Here is a 22,550-nt window from a genome sequence, read left to right on the forward strand (position 1 = left end):
TTCTATTTTTATCAGTGATCATGTTAATTGGATGTCAGCCCAAGGATGAGGTAACGGAAGCGGCCCTTCCTCCCATGGTTCGCATACTTGAAGTTGACGCTCAGCCGATTGTTGCTGAACGCTATTTCCCAGCAAGATTGGAAGCATCTCAGGCTGCTAACCTGTCTTTTCAAGTTGCGGGTAAGTTGGTGCACTTTCCTGTCATTAAAGGTGATCAAATCGCTAAGGGTGAGCTTATTGCCCGTTTAGATCAAACAGACTATCAATTAAATGTGGCAGCGGCTCGAGTTGCTTTTGATCAAACAGTACGTGATTTGAATCGTTTGCAACAGCTCCGTAATCAAAATCACGTCTCACAGGCACAGTTAGATGAAGCAAAAACAGCCCGTGATAGAGCGGAAGTTGAATTGGACCGTGCCAGACAGCACCTCATTTATACAGAAATATTCGCACCCTTTGATGCGGTGATTGCGGATCGAACAGTCGAAAACTTTTCTCAAGTGGCTGCCGGAACCCCTATTGTTCGCATTCATGATCTTAGCCGAATTGAAGTCGAAATCGCTGTGCCTGAAATATTACTTCCGCAGGTACAAGATCCTTACGCGTTTACGGTGACAGCTACCTTGCCATCTGTTCCTGAACGAGTTTTTGAGTTGATCTTTAAAGAATTTGCAACCGAGCCTGATCCCAGATCACGCACCTATCGCGTTACGTTTGATATGGAGAATCCAGAAGATCTTCGCTTGTTACCAGGAATGAGCGCCACGGTCAGAATTGCTTTATTGGATGACGAGTTTGCATTACCTGTATTACCCCTTCATGCAGTTGTGGGAGAGGGAGTTGAAGCGCAAGTATTTGTCTATCACCCAGAAACACAGATAGTTGAGAGGCGTCTTGTGACGACTGGCAGATTAACAGGGCAGGGTGTCGAAATTTTATCAGGACTAGAAGCCGGTGAGCAGATAGTGGCGGCGGGTGTTGGTTTTTTAAGTGATGGCATGCAGGTGCGTCCAGATTTGAGTCTGCGGGAGTCTCGTTAATGGATATTGCTCGTGCATCCATTGATAAGCCAGTCAATACCTGGCTGCTGGTTCTGGTGTGTCTACTGGGAGGTGCTTGGGCTTTATTGACCTTGCCGCAGCTGGAAGACCCCGAATTCACCATCAAAGAAGCGGTTATTATCACTCCCTACCTAGGCGCCTCAGCAAAAGAGGTTGAGTTAGAGGTGACTGAACAGTTAGAAATTGCTTTGCAAGAAATGTCGCAGTTGAAGCGAGTTACCTCCCGATCGATGCCCGGATTATCGGAAATTACTGTGGAAATTAAGGACAAGTACCGTTCTGATACCTTACCGCAAGTATGGGATGAGTTACGACGGAAAGTTCAAGATACCCAGCCTTTATTACCTCCAGGTGCTGGACCATCCAGAGTCAATGATAGTTTCGGTGATGTTTTTGGCTTGTTTTATGCGGTTGTGGCGCCAGGATTCGAGGTTGCTGAATTGCGAGACTTCGCCAGAGAGTTACGCCGAGTGGCGCTTAGAGTGCCTGGTGTTGCAAAAGTGGTGATCCATGGTGAGCGAGATGAACGGATTCTGATCGAAATCCCGCAAGCCGTGCTGATCCAATTAGGTATTAGCCCAGAGCAGTTGGCGGGAAGGTTACAGCTACAAAATGCTGTGATCGATGCGGGCCGAAAATCCTTAGAAGATCTTTCCATTCGTGTTTCGCCCACTGGGCATTTAAATAGCCTTGATCATATTCGCAACCTTTATATAACAACCCCTTCAGGTGATACCTTGCGCTTGGGTGATGTAGCTGTTATTTCCCGTGAATATCATGAGCAACCTCGGCAACTGATTCGCTACGCGGGTATAGAAGCTGTCACTCTGGGCATTGCAGCGACAGGTGACAGCAATATTGTTGATGTCGGCCATGCAGTGGAACAAGCGTTACAGGCGCACATGTCAGAGCTACCGCTGGGCGTGCAGTTAAAGCCTATCTACCAACAACATGAAATTGTTGAACGAGCATTAAATGCCTTCTTAGTGAATTTAGTGATCTCTGTTTCCATTGTTATCATAGTTTTGTGTCTGTTTATGGGATGGCGTGCTGGTGTTGTGGTCGGTGCGGCGCTGTTACTGACGGTGACAGGCTCACTGTTTTTAATGAAGGTAACGGGACTGCAAATGCAGCGAGTATCCTTAGGGGCGCTGATTATCGCGATGGGCATGCTGGTCGATAATGCGATAGTAATTGCCGAGGGCATGTTAGTCCGAATGCAGAAAGGCAAAACAGCTAGAGAAGCCGCGACAGGTATCGCCTCGCAAACACAGGTGCCTTTGTTAGCCGCGACAGTGATCGGTATTTTGGCTTTTTCAGGGATTGGCTTGTCACAAGATGTCACCGGCGAGTATACCTTTTCACTTTTTGTGGTGATTGGTTTGTCGTTGTTATTGAGTTGGATTTTGGCGATTACGGTCGTGCCACTGTTGGCCAGCCTATTGTTTATCTCTATTAATACAACGTCAGACAGTCACAGTGTTAATCAGGAACAGCAGGAGTCGATGCTGTCGCGTCATTACCGAAGTGCTTTGCAGTCAGTATTGAGGCATCGTCGCATTACCTTGGTTAGTTTATTGCTGTTCACTGGGATCAGTTTGGTGGCCTTTAAACAGGTTCCTCAGATGTTTTTCCCTAATGCACAAACGGAAGTGTTTTACGTTAATTATTGGCGTGAGCAAGGAACAGATATTCGCGCTACTGATCGTGACTTAAAAGCCTTGAGTGAGTTTATAGCGCAATTAGACGGTGTCCAGCAGGTGACCAGTGTTGCCGGCATGGGCGCTGCGCGAATGATGCTGGTCTATCAGCCAGAACGTACAAATTCTGCTTTTGGGCAGTTAATCGTGACTGCTCAGTCAGCAGATCTTATTGATGAGTTAGCTGCTCAAATTACGTCTGAATTAGAAGATTATCCTCAAGCTCAGGCGTGGGTAGAAAGAGTTCGCTTGGGTCCAGGAAAGGGGGCTCCTATTCAAGCACGTTTCCAAGGGGATGATCCAGAAATCCTTCGTCAGTTGGCAGAGACAACCAAGCAGCTGTTTCGAGATAGTGATCGTTTAACCCATCTGCGTATCGATTGGCGTCAACCGGAGCGTGTCATTATTCCTCAACTAGCGGAAGATCGAGCGAGTGTATTAGGCGTGAGCCGACAAGATTTGGCGAAATCCTTATCGATGGTCACTACAGGTCAAACGATCGGGTTATATCGAGAAGAGGATCGACTCATTCCATTGCTATTAAGAGCGCCTATTAATGAAAGAGGTCGCGCGACACAATTAAAAGATCGCATGATTTGGAGCCAAGCAACCGGCGAATTCGTGCCGGCCAGTGAAGTGGTGGACCAGTTTGAGCTAAGTCATGAAGAAGCGCTCATTTTAAGACGTAATATGTTGCGCACCTTAACCGTCAGTGCTGATCCTTTGGCTGGGGTGAACATAGCTACTGCCTTTGCTGATATTCGACCCATCGTTGACGCCATCCCTTTGCCACCGGGGTATCGTTTAGAGTGGGGTGGAGAATATGAAAGTGCGGGTGATGCCCAACGCGCCTTAGCGACTCAATTACCCTTGAGTCTGCTTGCGATGGTGATTATTTCTGTATTGTTGTTTGCGCGCATTAAGCAGCCGCTGATTATTTGGTTGTGCGTCCCTATGGCGATTTGTGGAGTCACATGGGGGTTATTGGCAACACAAATGTCATTTGGCTTTATGGCTTTGTTGGGTATGCTAAGTTTATCGGGCATGCTGATTAAGAACGCAATAGTTCTAGTGGATGAGATCGATCAACGCATTCTTCAAGGTGAAACCCCTTTGAATGCTTTAGTAGAGGGCAGCGTTTCTAGGTTACGCCCTGTGGTATTAGCCGCAGCTACGACCATTTTAGGGATGCTGCCGTTAGCCTTTGATGTGTTCTTTGCGGATATGGCGGTTACAATCATGAGCGGGCTGGCATTTGCCACCTTGCTAACCTTGTTGGCGGTTCCAGCCTTGTATAGTGTATTTTTTCGGATCAAGGTAAGAACTGAGCAGCAAGGTTAACGCTTCAGCACTTTTGTACCGAGCAGTAGCATACAGGGTGTTAATAACAGCGTTAAAAAAGTAGCGAACGCAAGTCCTCCGGCGATAGCACTGGATAATTGAGTCCACCATTGAGTAGAGGGCGCGCCAATACCTAAACTGGGCTCCATTAAGTTGATATTGATGCCTAAAACCATCGGTAATAGACCCAGTATTGTGGTAATAGCGGTTAGTAAAACAGGTCTAAGGCGAAGTACACCGGTTTCAAGCGCTGCTTCATAAGGCGAAAGTCCCTCAAGGCGCATCTGATTATAGGTGTCAATCAGGATGATGTTGTTGTTCACCACAATACCCGCTAGCGCAATGATGCCCATACCCACCATGACAATACCAAACGATTGACCGTTAATGAGCAAGCCTAGCAGCACACCAGCGGTTGAAAAAACGACCGCTGACAAAACCAATGCAGTTTGGAAGAAGCTGTTGAATTGTATCAATAGCACAAACAGCATTAAGAAAATGGCAATAATAAAAGCGGTGGTTAAAAAAGCAGCGGCCTCGCGTTGCTCCGCATCTTCCCCGCCTGTCCGTATCACAACCCCCTCGGGGAGTTGGTCAAAAGAGAGGCTGAGTTCACTGAGTCGTTCATCAAGTCGATATCCCTCAGCAATATCCGCTTGAAGAGTAATGGTGCGCTCACCATCAACGCGATAAAGGTTGCCCACACGATCAGTCGGTTGGAGGGTGACAAAGTGACTGAGTGGCACTTGCCCCCGAGAGGTGTTAATGGTCATGCGGCTTAATTGATCAATCGAGCGCCAGTTGTGTGGAACACGCACGCGAATATCGACTTCATCTGTGGCATCTTCAGGGCGGTAGGTGGCTAGCATCAAGCCATTGGTAATCAGTTGAACCGCATTTCCCACACTCAAAACATCGGCGCCAAAACGTGCAGCCGCTTCTCTATCGACCTCTAATCGCCACTCTATACCAGGTAAGGTGCGATCATCTTCAATATCGGTAAATCCACCGATACTTTGCATCTGTTGACGGAGCAGTTCTACCGCTTGATCAGCTAATTCAGGGCGATCTGCACTGACAAGAAGTTCAACTGGCTTGCCTTGTCCGGGTCCCATGTCTTGTGCTCTAAACTCAAGTTCAATGCCGTGAATATCCGCTGTTAATTCGCGCATCGTTTGAATAATTGCATGACTATCACGACGTTCATGCCAATCAACCAATCTGAATTGTAAAATACCGATCACATCGCTTCCCATTTGCATGGAAGGCATGGCAAAGCTTCTGGCATAGATCGACTCTGTTTCGGGGTAGTGATTCAGTCGAGCTTCAATGCGCTGCAGTAACTTATCTTTTTCATATACAGAAAGATCTCCTCTCGCTCTTACCTGTAACTGCAACGTTTCTGGTTCAATATCTGGAAAAAATTCTACGCCATGATTAAAACGACCATAGGCTGTGTATATCAACATGATCAGTAGCATCATCCCCAGCAGAGTTAGCCAAGGAGCGTTTAAGAGTTTGGCAAGTAGAGAGCGATATACCTGGGTAAAGAACCCAGCAGAAAACTCTTTTTGAGTATGTTGACTGGATAACACACTTCCCATGGTGGGTAAAAAGACTAAGGCCATGGCTAAAGAAGCCAATAAGCACAAAATTACGGTGGCGGGTAAGTATTTCATAAACTCACCGACAACGCCTGGCCAGAATAGCAGAGGAATAAAAACGGATAGCGTGGTTGCCGTGGAGGCAATAATCGGCCAGCTCATGCGACTGGCTGCCTTTAGCCAAGCGTCAGAGGGTGATAGACCTTCTCGTAAATAGCGATCTGCTAACTCGCTCACGACGATCGCACCATCCACCAGCATGCCAGCGACAAGAATTAAGGAAAAAAGTACAATAATATTTAGGGTGTATCCTACGGCCCAGACTAGCAAGATGCCCGTTAGAAAAGCGCCGGGAATCGTTAGACCTACCATCAATGCTGATTTCAGCCCCATGGTCGCAATGATTAAAATCAGTACCAGCACGACAGCGGTCAACACATTGTTTAGCAGCTCATCCAGCATCATGTTGACATCATCAGATTGATCCATGATGTAATCGATTTGAAGGGTTTCAGGCATTAAGCTGCGGGCGCTGTCGATCACTTGTCTGACTTGAGCATTGGTGTCGATAATATTGGCGCCGGCTCGTTTGCTAATTTCTAAGACGATACCAGGCTGTCCATTAATACGAGCGAATCCGGTAGGTTCTTTAAAGGTACGTTGCAGAATCGCAATATCCCCAAATGTAATCACCGTGTCGCCATAGACTTTCACGGGAATACTTAGGACATCTTCGAGTGTTTCAATCACTCCAGGGACTTTCATCGGCATTCGACCCGCGCCAGTATCAAGACTACCCGCAGCTACTAAGCGGTTATTGTTGGAGACAAGACTAAATAGCTGAGCATAGTCAATTTGATAACTGTCAAGGACTTGTGGATCAACGATGATTTCTAACAGGTCTTCTCTATCTCCACCGATATCGACTTCAAGAACTTCAGGAATGCCCTCAATGTTCTCTTTCAAGCGTCGTGCTAGATAGACTAATTCTGACTCTGATATAGGTCCTGAAATGGCGACGGATAGAACAGGAAAGAGGGCGACATTGATCTCGTTGACTCTAGGTTCATCGGCTTCTGCTGGCAGTTTAGAACGAGCTGAATCTACTTTTTCACGAACATTCTGTAAGGCGCTTTGCGGATCGAAGCCTGCGTCAAACTCTAACATGACTGAAGCATGACCCTCGCTGCTGATAGAGGTCATTTTCTTTACCCCTTCAAGAGCTCTCAGTTCTTGTTCCATGGGTCGAACTAATAGCCTTTCTCCGTCTTCAGGGCTGATGCCTTCTAAACTCATGGAGATATACATCATCGGAATGACAACATCAGGGTTGGCTTCTTTGGGAATGGCTTGGTAGGCGGCAAGGCCACCCACCAACAGAAATACAAAGAGCGTTAACGTCGCTCGACTGCGAAGCATAGCTGCTCGGATTAAAGTTTCCATACTAATTCGACTGCTCTTGATGAGCCTTTGTTTGATTGTCTTCTACGCGAATCGCTTCAACTTTTTGACCTAATTCAACAAAGCCAGCTCCTTGGGTAACCAATTCAACCCTATCCGCTAAACCTGAAACCCAAACTCCGTGAGTGTCCAAACTTAAAATATCGACTTCATGGAATAGGATTTTACTCTCGGAGTCGATGATGTTAATACCGGTTCGGCCCTCATTGTTTAAACTTAAATGAGCTGGAGAAAAACGATGCGCTAATTGATCGGGTAACTGAATGTTCAGCGTGGCACTGGCGCCTGCAAGCCGCAGTTTTTCTGCATTATCGACAAGTGCTTCAACTCGAAAACTACGTGTTTGGGGTTCTGCCAACGCAGCAACAAAGCTGACAAAACCATCGAGGGAACGACCATCTAACAGGGTTGCCTTAACAGGTAAGCCTTCAAAGAGGTGTTTAACCTGTTGTTGCGGAACTTGGCCAGTCATTTTAAGTTGTTGTGTGCTGACCAGATGAACGAGTGGATCGCCCACCTGCACATTACTGCCAACTTCAAACGGTAGCTCTTCTACAAAGCCTGCAAAAGGAGCTCGAACCTCTGTGTACTGCAATTCTAATTTCAGTCGATCGCGTTCTGCTATAGCGGCAGCCGTTGCAGCTTGTTGCCTTAAAAGATCGGTTTCAGAACCAAGCTTTTGCTGAATTAGCCTTTCGACTGCACGTTGATTAGCTTGAGCAACACGAAGCTCTGCCTCGGCTCGAGTGAGTTGCGATAAGCGATTTTCTGCATCCAGTGTTATTAATAAGGTTCCTTGCTCAACAAACTCACCCAGTTGAACATGTTTTATTTCCAGATAACTGTGAATTCGGCTGGTAATATGGGTTTGCTGAATCGGTTCTAACTGCCCTTGAAGCCGGATACTGGGTTGATAGGGTTGGGCATCAATGTATTGAGTTTCAACTCGAGCAAGAGAGGTTTGCTCAGGATCAGCAACAAAATCAGGTTCGTCTGTGGCTGCGGTATAGATAGATCCACTGAGAATCCAAGCAATCATTACGCCGGATAAAATTAAGGCCAAGATAACGGATAAATTGATCTTCTTTGAGATTGAGAAGAGCGTCATAGCGGTTTTCCATCGTCCATTTAATAGTCCTCTTAAGAGGATGTCTTAAGCTTAGCAGTTACTCGAAGGTTTCAACATGACTTTGAACAGGGTTTGTATAGATAAAGGGTTTCTATTCAAAGCGTTTGAGGGTATGTTTTAACTATCAAAAAAAGATTAACTTGGAGGTTCCATTCCTATGTCCGCGCAAACCTTCCGACTTGTCACGCGCAGCGACTTTGATGGCTTAGTCTGTGCCGTGTTGCTGAAACATCTGAACTTGATTGATGACATCAAATTTGTGCATCCAAAGGATATGCAAGATGGTACGGTCGATATTACCGGAAATGATATTTCAACCAACTTACCCTTTGTTGAAGGTGTTCATTTAGCGTTTGATCACCACTTGTCAGAAACGATTCGGAATGAAAAGCGCGATAATCACATCATTGATCCAGATGCGCCTTCTGCTGCACGTGTTGTTTGGAAATACTACGGCGGCCATGATGCTTTTCCGGCTGAGTGGGATGAGATGATGGATGCTGTGGACAAGGGTGATTCTGCACAGTTTTCACCTGAGGAGGTTCTGAATCCTGCTGGTTGGCCATTGCTGAACTTCTTGATGGATGCTCGTACTGGTTTAGGTCGTTTCCGTGAATTTAGGATTTCTAACTACAATCTCATGATGGAGCTAATTGATTACTGTAAAAATCATACCATCGACAAAATTTTAGAACTGCCAGACGTTAAAGAACGTGTAGACCTGTATTTCGAGCATGAAGAACTCTTTAAAGATCAGATTAAGCGTTGTGCTACCGTGCATAACAACCTAGTGGTGTTGGATCTTCGCAACGAAGAAACGATTTATGCGGGTAACCGCTTTATGATCTATGCCATGTATCCAGAATGTAATATTTCGATTCACGTGTTATGGGGACTTAAGCAGCAAAATACGGTGTTTGCTACCGGTAAATCCATTTTTGATCGTAGTTCGAAAACGAATGTGGGCGAGCTGATGCTGAAGTATGGCGGTGGTGGTCACCATGCTGCTGGTACCTGTCAGGTCACTAATGATCGTGCCGAAGCTGTTTTAGCCGAATTAGTTGCACAGATTAATCAAGATGGATAAAGGATTAGTTGGTTAATTAATGATCATTTTTTGCAGATAGGTTATCCCTCCGCGCTGAACTTCGTTATAATGCCTATGACTTAACCCATAGGCATTTCCCTCTCCATGATTCATTCCAGTCACGCGCAATTCGTTACTCCCATAACCACTCAATCCAATCATCTGGCAGCTCCTTTTTTACCGATGAGTCGCAAAGAGATGCGGCAGTTAGGTTGGGATCAATGCGATATCATTATTGTGACAGGCGATGCCTATGTCGATCACCCTTCTTTTGGTATGGCGATCATTGGACGATTGTTGGAATCACAAGGCTTTAAAGTAGGCATTATTGCCCAACCCGATTGGCAAAGTGCTGAGCCCTTTACCGTTCTAGGAAAGCCTCGGTTATTTTTTGGTATTGCTGCTGGCAACATGGATTCCATGATTAACCGCTATACCGCAGATCGTAAAATTCGCTCAGATGATGCCTATACGCCGGGTAACAAAGCGGGTAAGCGTCCTGATCGTGCCAGTATTGTCTACAGCCAGCGCTGTCGAGAAGCCTACAAAGATGTCCCTCTTGTGTTAGGAGGTATTGAAGCTTCATTGAGACGTATTGCGCATTATGATTATTGGCAAGATAAAGTCAGACGATCGATTCTGTTAGATGCCCGAGCTGATCTCTTACTTTATGGCAATGCTGAACGGGCCATTGTCGAGTTGGCAAAACGGCTTGATGCAGGTGAAACGATTGATGCTATTCGTGATATTCGTGGTAGCGCTTTTGTTAGAAAAGATACACCAGAAGGTTGGATGGAGATAGATTCCACTCGAATTGATCGACCCGGTAAAGTGGATAAGATCATCAATCCTTATGTAAACACCCGTGATCTTCCCCAGTGTGAGATTGAGCAGTCAAACGCGTTGTCAGGCGAGACTGTAGAAATGGATGCAGAGGATGAAGTTCAAATTTTGCATATCGAACCACGAGTTCGTTTAGATCGCAGCAAAACCGTCATCAGAATTCCTTCTTTTGAAAAAGTCAGTAAAGACCCGGTTCTTTATGCCCATGCCAGTCGAGTGTTGCATTTAGAGACAAATCCAGGGAACGCACGTGCGTTAGTTCAGCTGCATGGTGATCAGGAGGTTTGGCTGAATCCTCCTCCCATTCCGTTAACCACCGAAGAGATGGATGCCGTTTTTGATTTGCCCTATGCGCGAATACCGCATCCAGCTTACGGTAAAGAAGAGATTCCTGCGTATAAGATGATCCGCTTTTCGGTGAATATTATGCGCGGCTGTTTTGGTGGTTGTACCTTCTGCTCCATTACAGAACATGAAGGTCGCATTATTCAAAACCGCTCGCAGGGTTCTATTCTGCGTGAAATCGAAACGATTCGAGATAAGGTGCCAGGTTTTACCGGTGTGATATCAGATTTGGGTGGTCCAACTGCAAATATGTACCGCATCGCATGCAAAACCGCCGAGATAGAAGCTGCTTGTCGAAAGCCTTCTTGTGTGTATCCAGGAATTTGCCCCAATTTGAATACTGATCATTCAGCGCTGACGCAGTTGTATCGTGAGGCGCGTCAGTTAAAAGGTGTGAAGAAAATTCTGATCGCTTCGGGTTTGCGTTACGACCTTGCCGTTAAAGATCCAGAGTATGTTAGAGAACTAGTCACTCATCATGTCGGCGGCTATTTGAAAATCGCTCCGGAACATACCGAGCGTGGACCGCTCGATAAAATGATGAAGCCGGGTATTGGAAGTTATGATGCGTTTAAGAAAATGTTTGAACGCTTTTCTAAAGAAGCTGGTAAGGATCAGTTTTTAATACCCTATTTTATCGCCGCTCATCCCGGAACAACGGATGAGGACATGTTGAATTTGGCGCTTTGGCTAAAACGTAACGGCTTTAAGGCAGATCAAGTTCAAGCCTTCTATCCATCGCCGATGGCGACTGCGACCGCGATGTATCATACCGGCCGCAACCCTTTGCGCCGCTTAACTTATAAAAAGAGTGCGGAAAAAGTTGAAACAGCTAAAGGGGAGCGACAACGCCGTTTGCACAAGGCTTTTTTGAGATGGCATGATCCTGACAACTGGCCTTTGTTGCGCGAAGCGCTAAAAGAGATGGGGCAGGAAGCCTTAATTGGATCGGGTGAGATGCAGCTCATACCCGCTGAAGAAGCGGATGAACGCTCGTTCAAACGTCATTCCAATAAAGCGGGTATTCAGAAAGGCCGCTTATTAACACAGCACACAGGCTTGCCACCACGATCAAAAGGAGCGGTTAAACGTCCACATGCCAATAAACCTAAGCTAAATGCAGTAAAAAAAGGGCAGCGAGGCTGATTTATTTAGGTAGATTGTTAAATATTCACCTGTTTTGCATTGTAATTCAGTAAAACAGGTGTATAGTGAATGTATCAAGTGGTTTCCCAGCAGGCCCTTGTGTTTAGATTGATTGTTAAACTGATAAAGTTTTACTTTCTATGTTTTGACTGGGTTTCCAGCATTATCGCTGGTGTTAGAGTAAAAGATATTTTGATGCAATTATACACAAGCAAACTGCGGTTTGCACAAGATAGCAGCAACACCCCGCTATCTACATTAGATACAGGCACTAAGCCAATCAGGCTTCTTCGTACAATCTCTCGTTTGAATACACCTCTTACGATTAATCAGACCTTTTGTTCAAAATCAATGAATTTGACAGTAGCTTCTGTGAGCGCGACTTTGCCTAATATTCAGCATCAAAAAGTATTTCAAGAAATGAATTTTGAAGAGGCGGCTGTATAGCCTTCACTTCACCACAGAGTTCAGTGTTATCAGATTGATCTGGTAACAGGAACAGAAACGAGATTGGATAATCCAATCTTTTGAAAAAAATGCCAACTAATGGCAATTATGTAAAAGAAAGAGGCAAGACATGTCACAGCAAGTTACCGGTACCGTAAAATGGTTCAACGATGAGAAAGGATTCGGTTTTATCCAACAGGAAAACGGTCCGGATGTATTCGTACACTTCCGTGCAATCAATGGCACAGGTCGTCGTACCCTTCATGAAAACCAGCAGGTCATGTTCGAAGTGACTCAGGGCCAGAAAGGTCCTCAGGCTGAGAACGTAACCCTAGTCTAATTAATACATTAGATCTGGTTGCAGACGGCGGACCTTGTGTCCGCCGTTTTATTTTACCGCTTCACCCCCCCCTTGTTTTAAAAAGCCCATAGTAATCAACCGTGTTCCCTCAAGGCTGAATCGTTTATTATATAAATGATTGTATTAGCAAATTTTGGAGGAATTATGGTGAGCGTGTTACTGGTGGTCGGTTCTGTATATGGTAATAGCTCTTCAGTTGCAGAAGAATGTGCTGAATTGTTGCGCAGTGCAGGGCATGAAGCTGATATTCTTTCTAATGCTTCCTTAAATGATTTAAAAGTCCGTCCTGATTCTGTGTTGCTCGTATGTACCTCCACAACTGGTCAGGGTGAAATTCCTGATAACATCTATCCCTTAGTTAATGAACTACGTGAGAGCTTCCCATTAATGCCTGATCGTCGTTACGGTGTGATCGCGTTGGGCGATAGTTCTTATGAAACCTTTGCGGATGCTGGGCGCCAAGTAGATGAGTTACTACAAGAACTCCAAGCTAAACGCATCGGTGAAGTGCTGTATATCGATGCCTGTGAAACCGCAGACCCTGAAGGTACGGCAATTGAGTGGATGCGTGAATGGATGAAGGCGCTCTAGTAAGATCAAACTATTCGCTCACTTTCCTGCTTCTCGATCGGAAATGTTGAACAGGCTAGGCTCAGGTATGACCAGAGCCTAGCAGTGCTTGAAGTTAGTAGTGCTTGAAATGCTGACGGTTATAGCTTTAGCGCTTTAAAAAGCCTTGGCTTTGCAAGTATTCAAGCATGTGTGGTCGAGCCTCTTTGACCAGCATCCCAGCTATCTGATCACTCCAACCCATCACCTTGTTGCCGCCAGTTCGAGTTTGGTAGTAGTTTGAAACTTCTTTATCGTATTCTTTAATAGCCTCTAAGTCGCCAGTATCATCATAACGATCTTGTTTCAGAATCACTGATAAGGGAAGGCGCGGTTTCACCTCGGGATCTTGATCTGGATACCCTAAGCACATGCCAAATACCGGATAAACAAGATGTGGAAGCTCTAAGATTTCGGTAACACGAGCGATTTGATTTCGTAGGCCACCAATATAGCAAATTCCCAAACCTATGGATTCCGCAGCAATCGTAGCGTTTTGTGCAAATAGTGCACAGTCAACGGTGGCAGTGATAAATTGTTCTGTAAATCCGCTCAGCATCTCACTTTCATGTAAATCACACATCTGTTGATGACGTTGCATATCTGCGCAAAACACCAAAAAAACGGGAGCGGTTTCAACATAGGCTTGATTTCCCGCGCATTCAGCTAGTTGTGCACGTTTAGCTGGATCAGTCACCTGTATCACAGTACAGGCTTGAATAAAGCTAGAGGTTGCTGCGGCTTGACCTGCTTCGATTAAGCTTTCAATACATGCAGGCGATACTGGACGATCGGTAAATTTGCGAATAGAGCGATGCTGTTTCAAGAGAGCAAGAACGTCTTGTGTCATGTCGAATATTTTCCTATCTGTGTCAGGTTTAAGCTTGGCTACTTAGCCCTTTAGCTGAAGTTGACGCACGGCATTTGCCAGCGCAGATCCTGTCTCAATTTTATTACTGATATGAGGAATGCAATCGGTGGTGACCACATTAGCCTTTTCACTCAGTTGTGTATAGGCGCTACCTGCGAAAATACCATGTACGCCGATGGCGGTTGTTCGGCTTAACCCGGAATGATCAAGATGAGCAATTGTTTCTAACATGGTTCGACCACTGGAAATAATGTCATCAACTAAAACGGGTTGATGATCTTTATAGGGTTCAAGTTCCGGGATGGATACCGACACTTGATAGTCGCCAAATCGCTGCTTTTCTAAAATTTGAAAAGGAGCATTCGCTAAGCGTGCCACTTCTGAAACCCATTGCTCGCTTTCGCTATCGGGTCCGATTAATACAGGGTTTTGTATATTTTTGGCAATCCAGTCGGCAATTAATGGCGCTGCTTGAACGACAAGCGTAGGAATCGAGTATATTTCTGATAGTGAATGATAGCGATGCAGGTGAGGATCAATGGTAATTAAACCGTCAACTGCCTGAGAGAGTAGCCGTGCAAAAGGTTTGGAGCTAACGCATTCGCCCTCATGGAAACGCTTGTCTTGCCGCATATAAGCCAAGTAGGGTGTAACCAATAACACCTGACTGGCTCCTAACTCGCGAAGTGTATCGGCTAAGAAAATTAACCTGAGGGTTTTCTTATCGGGTTGAAACAGGTTGCAAAAAATAACGCATTGACGATTTTTGCAAGCATCATGAATACGTAAGTAACTTTCGCCATCAGGAAAATGTCGAACTTCTAAAGTACCTGCTTCAGCCTCAAGTGTTCGGCAAATATGAGCTGCGAGGGCTGTATCAGAATCCAGATTGTAAAAAAGTGTGCTCATCATGCTTCCTTATCGTTATCGTTATCGGTGTCGTCGATCGATTCAGCAGGGGAAAGTGAAATAACATCGGTGTGTTCACTCAAGTAGTCCACGGCATAGTTCAACTCACCTACGCTTTCTGCATGAATCGTCATTAGAGGAGTACCTTGGGTAACCCTTTGTTGCAGATGGACATGCATCTCAACACCTGCCGCTGGATCAGCTGGCGCACCCGCCAGTTTAGCAACCTTGGATAACTTGCGATTATCGATATTAGTGACAATGCCATCCTGTTTACAGATCAATGCGAAGCGATAGGGTGCTATGGGCGGTGTTTTCAACCCACCTTGAGCGGCACAGATGGCCATAAATTTATTCCACGCGGCACCTGATTCCAGAACTTTTAGTGCTGTTCTTTTTCCTTCCCCGGGTTTCATCTGTTGAACCATTTCCAGCATTTCGCCTGCAATTAATGCCGCACGATCACGCAAGTCGTTGGGTGCGTCCGGTTGGTTTTGCAGTACCGCTAGAATATCTCTGGCTTCTAATGCCGGGCCGATTCCACGACCCACCGGTTGAGATCCATCGGTAAACAGAATACGAATATTTAAGTTGAGTTGTTCGGCGACTGCTCTAAAACTGGCGGCTAATTTTTCTGCGGCATCTTGACTGCGAACCTTTGCGGTTGGGCCTACCGGAATATCAATCAACACATGCGTTGCCCCTGCTGCTATTTTTTTTGATAACACTGAGGCAATTAACTGTCCTTCGCTATCAATATCCAGTGCCCGTTCTACTTGTATTAATAGATCATCAGCAGGGCTCAGTTTTACTGAACCACCCCAAGCCAAGCAGCCACCTACTTGACCCACCACTTTTCTCATCTCATCCAAAGACAAGCTCACCTCTGTGAGAGTTTCCATGGTATCAGCCGTACCCGCAGGAGAGGTAATGGCTCGAGATGAGGTTTTGGGTATGGTAATGCCGCAGGCGGTTAAAATAGAGATAACAATCGGCGTTGTGCGATTACCTGGCAACCCACCCACACAGTGTTTATCCAGTACCACGGGGAGTTGCCAGTCGATACGACTACCAGACTCGACCATGGCGCGCGTTAAAGACGTGATTTCATCATCGTTTAATTTTTCATCACCACAGGCGGTAATAAAAGCGGCAAGATGAACTTCAGCATACTGTCCTGCAATAATGTCATTAATGATTTCGCTAAATTGATCTTGATTTAGAGAGTGTCCGTAAACTTTAGCACGCACATGCGAAAGTGACTGAACCGGACGAGGATGTGAAAGCCAAACGGGTGCGTCTGGTTCAATATTTAAACGACGCCATGCCGCTTCAGAGAAGCCGACTTCATCGTCAGCGATTAAGTCACTGGTGATGATATTCAGTGATGCAACAATAGACTTATCGCCGTGGCTTGTCGCCAGTATACGAGAGAGGCTTTCAAAGCCCTCAGATCGGCACACAGGACTTTCGGCACGTAGATAAAGGGTGGGTTCATGATGGGTGTCGATGCCCATTCGCCTTGCTCGCAATGGCGCCATGCGTTCAGGAATAAAATTCATACAGAGGCACTTACCTTTAAATGAGTGGGTTATCACCTAGTCAGACAACCTAACACTATTCAGCTAATGTTTTAAAATGTAGTTTATGCTGAAGATATTATGGCTCTAATTAAAGCTGACCCTAAGCAGGTTGGCAATGAGGGGATCAACATGGATAAGCCTAAAGTGAATCAAGAATGTAACTTTTGCCGAGCTGATGCCACTAAGTTAAGTGCTGATCAGATTCGCCAGGAACTTAGTGTTGTGCCGGATTGGCAAGCAGAAGAGGTCAATAATACCACTCGTTTAACGCGTACTTTTTCTTTTCCTAATTTTGAGAAAGCTCTGGCTTTTACCAACCGTGTCGGGGAATTTGCTGAGTCGATAGGCCATCATCCTGACTTGTTAACCCGATGGGGAAGTGTGACGGTGACGTGGTATACCCATAAAATCGGTGGTGTACAACAGGGGGACTTTCTCTGTGCTATCGAAACAGAATTACTCTATGCCAAAATGAACAGTAATTAGTCTCGACAGCGGTTCGCTGATGTCAGCCTTCCTGTTAAGATAGCGACTGTTGAAAATAATGTCTCTAGATAATAGGAAAGATACTGAATTATGGAACGCCGCTTTCGACTCGTGCTGTCGTGCCCTGATCGGGTAGGAATCGTCTCAATGGTGAGTAATTTCATCTCCAGTCATGGAGGTTCAATTGCCGATGCCAATCAACATTCAGATCCGACCTGTGGCTATTTTTTTATGCGAGTGGAAATTGAAGCCAAGACCCTTCCTTTTTCATTAGAAGCATTAAGAGAGGCATTTGCTCCTATTGCTAACTCTTTTTCCATGGATTGGGAAATTCATGATTCAAACCGACCTAAACGAGTCGTGTTGATGGCCAGTAAAGAATCACACTGTCTTGCTGACTTACTCTATCGCTACCACAGTGAAGAGCTGTTCTGTGAAATTCCTTGTGTTATTTCTAACCATGAAAAGTTGCGCAGTATGGTTGAATGGCATGGCATTCCTTACTTTCATGTTCCGGTTGATGCTGATAACAAGCAAGCTCACTTTGACAAGGTGGAGGAGTTGATCTTGGAGCATAAAGCGGATGCGGTAGTCTTAGCACGATATATGCAGATCTTACCGGCGGGAATGTGTGATCATTTTCCACATCGAATTATCAATATACACCATAGCTTCTTACCTTCGTTTGCGGGCGCTAGACCCTACCACCAAGCGCATGAGCGAGGAGTAAAACTGATCGGTGCAACCTGCCATTACGTGACAGAAGATCTGGACGCTGGCCCTATTATCGACCAAGATGTCACTCGTATCAGTCATCGAGATCATCCAGAAGATATGGTGCGCTTAGGACGTGATGTCGAAAAACAAGTCTTAGCGCGAGGGTTGCGTTGGCATTTAGAAGATCGTGTATTAGTACATGGTAATAAAACCATTGTATTTGCTTGATTAATCTCCAATAAGCAGAGCAAACAGAAAAAGTGGGCTACACTGAAAGTGTAAAATAACATTGAAGATTAGATGCTAACGTTAGTGGTTTATGTAAGTGTCTAATGTTAATGACAAGCAGAGGATATAAAGATGCTGAGATCAGTAAAAGCACAAGATTACATGGCTAGTAAGTTGGTTACTTTTGCTCCGGATAAGGATCTGTTCCGTGCACTGATGATGTTGCGCGAATACAAATTATCAGCTGCGCCTGTTGTTAATGAAGAGGGCGATCTCGTTGGTTTACTGTCAGAAGTCGATGGATTAAGAGCGATACTGAGCCAAACCTATCATGAAGAAGAGATGGGTAGTGGTGGTAAAGTTGAAGATTACATGGCAAGAAAAGTTGATACCGTCAATCATGACGCTGATATTATTGCTGTGTCTAAAATCTTTATTGATCACGGTCGTCGCTGTTTGCCTGTGGTTAAAGCAGGAAAATTGGTGGGTATGATTTCACGTGCCGATGTGCTGCGTGCGGTTGAAGACTTTGCTAATGATAGTTAATTCCAAGTGTTCACATCCCCGCTATTTGTTAAGTAAACCTTGGAAAGATAATGAGTGAGTTGTTTCCAGAAAGACCGTTACTGTTTTACCCTTCACTAGCGCTGCGTTATGGTGCTGATGAGGCACTGTTATTGAGTATACTTGATGACCTGTTTCGTCAGCATGCTGCTGTGGATGATAAGGGCGAGATGCTATTACTCGCGCCGGGTCAGTTGTCTAGGCTGACACCTTTTTGGACCACAGAGGTGGTTTCAGAAACGCTTCAAAGTCTTGAGCGACAAAGTTTGTTACAGGCAACTAAAGGGCAAAATGGAACCTTAAAGTTGTATCGGTTTAAGTCACATAAAGCAACACAACCTCGCCAGGTTTCAACGGCTTCTATTGGTGAGCATCTATCAGAACCGATAGCACAACCGATAGCACAGCATAGAACTGACGTTAGATCCGAGTCATCATCTAATTCTCTGCCAGTATATGACACACCACCGCCTGCTAAAGAGATGCGTCCAAGGCGATCTGCAGCACCAACCTTTGGCGGTAATGCGGGTTGGAGACGAGGTAAAGATGAATTACAGCAAATATTTGATCGCCATGAAGAGCGTAATCAGCGTCTAGTCCCTATGGAATTAGGCTGGAAGCCCAGTGCTGCATTCTTTGATATGTTGTCACGTCAATCCATCACTCCAGCATTTGCCGAGCAGTCTTTGGATGAGTTTATTTTGTACTATTTAGATAAAGACCGTAAAGAAACTAACTGGGATCAAAAATTTTTAGCTTGGGTCAAGCGTGAATGGGTTCATAAACAGTCACGAGAAGCCTCAAGTCGCGCAAATGAACAACAACCTCTAGGTCATAGTAATGAAAACACCCGAAGAGATACTCGCGAAAACCGAAAACGGGTTACCGCGTCCATCATGGACATCGAGGATACCAACTGGTGAGGAAGCGCATGTCCATCGGGAAATCTCGGTGGCGACCAAAGCTCATGTGAATATGATCTTTGCTCGATTTATGGCAATCTATGGTCATAAGTTTAAGAGTTGTTTTGAGACCGAGAATGAAATTCGCTTGGCAAAGCGAGAGTGGGCGCTGAGTCTCGAAGGTTACAGCGAGTCTGCCTTAGTCGCCGCGGTTAATCGTTGTAAAGAAACCCTTGCTTGGATGCCAACGGTGTCGGAATTTCTCGCCATTTTGCGCGATATCCAAGGTGACTTTGGATTACCGAGTGACACGGCTGCTTATCAAGAAGCGTGTTACAAAGCAGCCGATCCAGCCTCTCATCAATGGAGCCATCCTGCCGTATATCTAGCGGGACGTGAAGTAGGGTGGTTTAGGTTGCGCAGTGAAGAAGCCTCTCAGGTTCAGCCGGTTTTTTGCTATGCCTACGAACAGTTCTGTCAGCGTGTTAGACGGGGTGAATCATTACATACACCGATCGTTAAGGGTATTGACGATCAGCAAGACAACACCACCGCTCAATTTATTTTAGACTTTGCAAAGCAGCAGGGTATCACTGAAGATCTGCTCTATTATCTGACAAAGCCTAAAGGAACACAGGTTCGCGAAAGGCTAAGAGCTCAGGCGCAATCACAGCTTGATGCCCAAGGCGTCAAGCTGCAATTACCTGAAAATGTTTCAGTGCGGTTGACTTGAACCGGAAAGCTGGAAGCCGAGCATCTCACCGATCGCTTGGCTTAAGTGCTCACTTCGAGCTGGGTTTCTAAAAGCGGCTAGGATTTGTAAGCGCATATCAGGTAAAAACATCAAATCACTCAGAATACGTGTAAACCCTTGCTGTCCAGCTTTTCCTTTTGCTAAACACTCTAACAATTGCAGTAAACGAGACGGTGTCATCAAACTGTGATGGCAACGTGTGGCTATGGCCGCAATCACTTCGGCTTCTAAGGCATAGGGTGTTTCTAATAGCTCATCGAGAAGGGCATCACGACCTGCCATATCAATACTATTGGAAAGCCCGCGAATGCAGGCTGCCAATTTTTCAGGCTGGCTATCTTCAGCGCTTAGCATAGTTTTAACTAGCTTACTCAGCGCTGACTGTAAGCGATGATCAGGTTGAACATGCTCTAGCATGCGACATAAGGTCATCAATAAAGGATCGGGTAAGCGGTTTAGTATTTCACACAGCTGCTGATTATTTTGTCCTTGGTCTAAGCGCATTGCATAATCGGCAATACCTTGTAATCCTAAATGACTCCAATATTCTAGCGGATGCTGACCTGCCATATACTGCTGCACTTCTTCGTAATAACGAGATGCAGGTGTCTGTAGAATGCGACTGGCCTTGGCATGAAAGCAGGCCATCTTCTCAGGATCTGGCGTAAAGGAAAACGGATTATCCTTTAACGCATCTTCCGTAGACTCAGGGTCTATGACGTTTTGTAGCAAACGATTGATAATATCGTCTCGCGCAGCCTGCACTAAATAGCCTTGCTCATCTAAGGGTAGCTTCAAAAACCAGATCAAATTTTGTTCTTTTGCAGCCGGACTCCAAATTAACAAGCCGACCCAAGCATGATGCAGGAATGGGTTTGGATAAGGAATCTCGGCCTTTTCAATACGCGTAAACTGGTCAATCGACAGCTTTTCAATACGTCGTCCCATATCAAAGATACGTAGACGATTATCTTGATGCTGAAGAAGATCAACGAGAAGCTTTTCCATATTAACTCCGAGCGGCTTTCAACGTATCTGCAATCAGGAAGGCGAGTTCCAGTGATTGATCAGCATTTAAGCGGGGATCACAATGCGTATGATAGCGATCTCCTAGGTCCTGCTCAGAGATTTGGAATGCACCACCAATACACTCAGTCACATCATCACCGGTCATTTCAAAGTGCACACCACCAGCATGTGTACCTTCAGCACGATGAACTTCAAAGAAACCTTTCATCTCTTTAAGAATGGCTTCGACACTTCGAGTCTTGTAACCACTCGATGCTTTCATGATATTGCCGTGCATCGGATCAGAGCTCCAGACCACAGGGTGACCAGAGGCTTTCACTCCACGAACAATGGGTGGAAGAAGTTCAGTGATTTGGTCGGCACCCATCCGAGCGATCAAAGTGATACGTCCTGGAGTTCTGGCAGGGTTGAGTAAATCTAATAAGCGCAGCAGATCCGGTAATTTGGTACTAGGACCAATCTTGATACCAACGGGATTGTGAACACCGCGTAAAAACTCAACATGTGCATGATCTGGCTGACGAGTACGATCACCGATCCAAAGCATATGAGCCGAACAGTCATACCAGTCGCCAGTGAGGCTGTCTTGGCGGGTTAAGGCTTGTTCATAATTCAGTAGCAATGCTTCATGTGAAGTGTAAAGTGAGGTTTCATGCAGCTGAGGCGTGTTTTGAGAATTGATACCACAGGCATCCATAAACGCCAAAGTTTGCGTGATTTGATCCGCTAAGTGCTGGTATTTTTCACCTTGAGGACTTTTATCGATAAAGCCACGATTCCAGCGATGTACTTTATGTAGATCCGCAAATCCACCACTGGCAAAAGCACGCAATAAGTTGAGTGTTGCGACTGACTGATGGTAGGCAGCAATCAGACGTTGAGGATCGGGTGTGCGTGCTTCTGCGGTAAAAGCAATATCATTGATGTTGTCACCACGATAGCTTGGTAATTCAACGCCATCAATGATCTCTGTACCTGCTGAGCGAGGTTTTGCAAATTGACCAGCAATTCGGCCGATTTTTACCACAGGACAGCTACCCGCAAAGGTCATAACGACAGCCATTTGCAGCAGTACTTGGAAAGTATTGCGAATTTTATTGGCGCTGAACTCGGCAAAGCTTTCGGCACAGTCGCCGCCTTGTAACAGAAAGGCCTCACCGGCGGATACTTTTGCTAGTGAGCGAGTCAGGGAACGGATTTCACCAGCAAAAACTAAGGGAGGGAAAGAGCTGAGTTGTTTTTCAACCGCTGCAAGGGCATCAGTATCAGGGTAAACAGGTTGCTGAACAATCGGTTTACTTCTCCAGCTATCGGGGCTCCAGTTTTCCATAAATTCTCTTCTGTTCTTTAAACGCGCTTATGCACGTGATTCT

The 22,550-nt window shown here is 45.6% G+C and carries 19 protein-coding genes; 12 read left to right on the forward strand and 7 right to left on the reverse strand.

Annotated features, from left to right (window positions below; all coding sequences use genetic code 11):
• The first annotated feature begins 20 nt into the window (after positions 1 to 20).
• Complete coding sequence (locus tag F7R24_RS02765) at positions 21 to 1,040, forward strand: efflux RND transporter periplasmic adaptor subunit (protein ID WP_168926763.1); 1,020 nt, start codon at positions 21 to 23, stop codon at positions 1,038 to 1,040.
• On the forward strand, positions 1,040 to 4,102 hold the full coding sequence (locus tag F7R24_RS02770; protein ID WP_151669717.1) for an efflux RND transporter permease subunit: 3,063 nt from the start codon (positions 1,040 to 1,042) through the stop codon (positions 4,100 to 4,102). Before F7R24_RS02765 ends, F7R24_RS02770 begins: the two co-directional genes overlap by 1 nt.
• Here F7R24_RS02770 and F7R24_RS02775 read toward each other — a convergent pair.
• Entirely contained in the window at positions 4,099 to 7,149 is a 3,051-nt protein-coding gene (locus tag F7R24_RS02775; RefSeq protein WP_151669718.1) for an efflux RND transporter permease subunit, read from the reverse strand. The genes F7R24_RS02770 and F7R24_RS02775 overlap by 4 nt on opposite strands.
• A gap of 1 nt (position 7,150) precedes the next feature.
• Positions 7,151 to 8,275 carry an efflux RND transporter periplasmic adaptor subunit gene (locus tag F7R24_RS02780; protein ID WP_151669719.1) on the reverse strand — a complete coding sequence of 375 codons (1,125 nt, stop codon included), beginning with the start codon at positions 8,273 to 8,275 and terminating at the stop codon, positions 7,151 to 7,153.
• 178 nt (positions 8,276 to 8,453) lie between these two features.
• On the opposite strand from F7R24_RS02780, the gene F7R24_RS02785 reads away from it, so the two are divergent.
• The 5 genes from F7R24_RS02785 to F7R24_RS02805 all read left to right on the forward strand — a co-directional run bounded on the left by F7R24_RS02785 (position 8,454) and on the right by F7R24_RS02805 (position 13,116).
• Positions 8,454 to 9,383: an exopolyphosphatase gene (locus F7R24_RS02785; protein ID WP_151669720.1), complete on the forward strand. Its 930-nt coding sequence runs from the start codon at positions 8,454 to 8,456 to the stop codon at positions 9,381 to 9,383.
• Positions 9,384 to 9,488: 105 nt separating this feature from the next.
• On the forward strand, positions 9,489 to 11,717 hold the full coding sequence (locus F7R24_RS02790; RefSeq protein ID WP_151669721.1) for a YgiQ family radical SAM protein: 2,229 nt from the start codon (positions 9,489 to 9,491) through the stop codon (positions 11,715 to 11,717).
• A gap of 69 nt (positions 11,718 to 11,786) precedes the next feature.
• Complete coding sequence (locus F7R24_RS02795; RefSeq protein WP_151669722.1) at positions 11,787 to 12,164, forward strand: hypothetical protein; 378 nt, start codon at positions 11,787 to 11,789, stop codon at positions 12,162 to 12,164.
• 130 nt (positions 12,165 to 12,294) lie between these two features.
• Positions 12,295 to 12,504 carry a cold-shock protein gene (locus F7R24_RS02800; RefSeq protein ID WP_151669723.1) on the forward strand — a complete coding sequence of 70 codons (210 nt, stop codon included), beginning with the start codon at positions 12,295 to 12,297 and terminating at the stop codon, positions 12,502 to 12,504.
• Between the two features lie 165 nt (positions 12,505 to 12,669).
• Positions 12,670 to 13,116 carry a flavodoxin gene (locus tag F7R24_RS02805; protein ID WP_151669724.1) on the forward strand — a complete coding sequence of 149 codons (447 nt, stop codon included), beginning with the start codon at positions 12,670 to 12,672 and terminating at the stop codon, positions 13,114 to 13,116.
• Between the two features lie 127 nt (positions 13,117 to 13,243).
• On the opposite strand, the gene nfsA is transcribed toward F7R24_RS02805, so the two are convergent.
• From nfsA to F7R24_RS02820, 3 genes are read right to left on the reverse strand one after another with little or no spacing between them, the layout of a single operon-like run.
• Positions 13,244 to 13,984 carry an oxygen-insensitive NADPH nitroreductase gene (nfsA, locus tag F7R24_RS02810; protein WP_151669725.1) on the reverse strand — a complete coding sequence of 247 codons (741 nt, stop codon included), beginning with the start codon at positions 13,982 to 13,984 and terminating at the stop codon, positions 13,244 to 13,246.
• Between the two features lie 42 nt (positions 13,985 to 14,026).
• Positions 14,027 to 14,914: a ribose-phosphate pyrophosphokinase gene (locus F7R24_RS02815; protein ID WP_151669726.1), complete on the reverse strand. Its 888-nt coding sequence runs from the start codon at positions 14,912 to 14,914 to the stop codon at positions 14,027 to 14,029.
• Complete coding sequence (locus F7R24_RS02820) at positions 14,914 to 16,476, reverse strand: thymidine phosphorylase family protein (protein ID WP_151669727.1); 1,563 nt, start codon at positions 16,474 to 16,476, stop codon at positions 14,914 to 14,916. The genes F7R24_RS02815 and F7R24_RS02820 overlap by 1 nt, the downstream gene beginning before the upstream one ends.
• A gap of 99 nt (positions 16,477 to 16,575) precedes the next feature.
• Between F7R24_RS02820 and F7R24_RS02825 the strand changes: the two genes are divergently transcribed.
• The 5 genes from F7R24_RS02825 to F7R24_RS02845 all read left to right on the forward strand — a co-directional run bounded on the left by F7R24_RS02825 (position 16,576) and on the right by F7R24_RS02845 (position 20,127).
• Positions 16,576 to 16,983, forward strand: a complete 408-nt coding sequence (locus F7R24_RS02825) for a 4a-hydroxytetrahydrobiopterin dehydratase (RefSeq protein WP_240775951.1) — start codon at positions 16,576 to 16,578, stop codon at positions 16,981 to 16,983.
• Between the two features lie 90 nt (positions 16,984 to 17,073).
• Entirely contained in the window at positions 17,074 to 17,928 is an 855-nt protein-coding gene (gene purU, locus F7R24_RS02830; protein WP_151669728.1) for a formyltetrahydrofolate deformylase, read from the forward strand.
• Between the two features lie 132 nt (positions 17,929 to 18,060).
• The gene (locus tag F7R24_RS02835; protein WP_151669729.1) at positions 18,061 to 18,474 is read left to right on the forward strand and encodes a CBS domain-containing protein; all 414 of its coding nucleotides are present in this window, start codon (positions 18,061 to 18,063) and stop codon (positions 18,472 to 18,474) included.
• Between the two features lie 50 nt (positions 18,475 to 18,524).
• Positions 18,525 to 19,415: a DnaT-like ssDNA-binding domain-containing protein gene (locus F7R24_RS02840; protein ID WP_151669730.1), complete on the forward strand. Its 891-nt coding sequence runs from the start codon at positions 18,525 to 18,527 to the stop codon at positions 19,413 to 19,415.
• A gap of 28 nt (positions 19,416 to 19,443) precedes the next feature.
• Positions 19,444 to 20,127: a replication protein P gene (locus tag F7R24_RS02845; protein ID WP_240775952.1), complete on the forward strand. Its 684-nt coding sequence runs from the start codon at positions 19,444 to 19,446 to the stop codon at positions 20,125 to 20,127.
• Here the strand turns inward: F7R24_RS02845 and F7R24_RS02850 are convergent.
• Positions 20,110 to 21,156, reverse strand: a complete 1,047-nt coding sequence (locus tag F7R24_RS02850; RefSeq protein WP_151669731.1) for a DUF3549 family protein — start codon at positions 21,154 to 21,156, stop codon at positions 20,110 to 20,112. The genes F7R24_RS02845 and F7R24_RS02850 overlap by 18 nt on opposite strands.
• Position 21,157: 1 nt before the next feature.
• Positions 21,158 to 22,507 (reverse strand): class II 3-deoxy-7-phosphoheptulonate synthase, encoded by a 1,350-nt coding sequence (locus F7R24_RS02855; RefSeq protein WP_151669732.1) that lies wholly within the window; start codon positions 22,505 to 22,507, stop codon positions 21,158 to 21,160.
• Between the last annotated feature and the right edge of the window lie 43 nt (positions 22,508 to 22,550).

The organism is Nitrincola schmidtii, from assembly GCF_008973715.1.
Taxonomy (GTDB): domain Bacteria; phylum Pseudomonadota; class Gammaproteobacteria; order Pseudomonadales; family Balneatricaceae; genus Nitrincola; species Nitrincola schmidtii.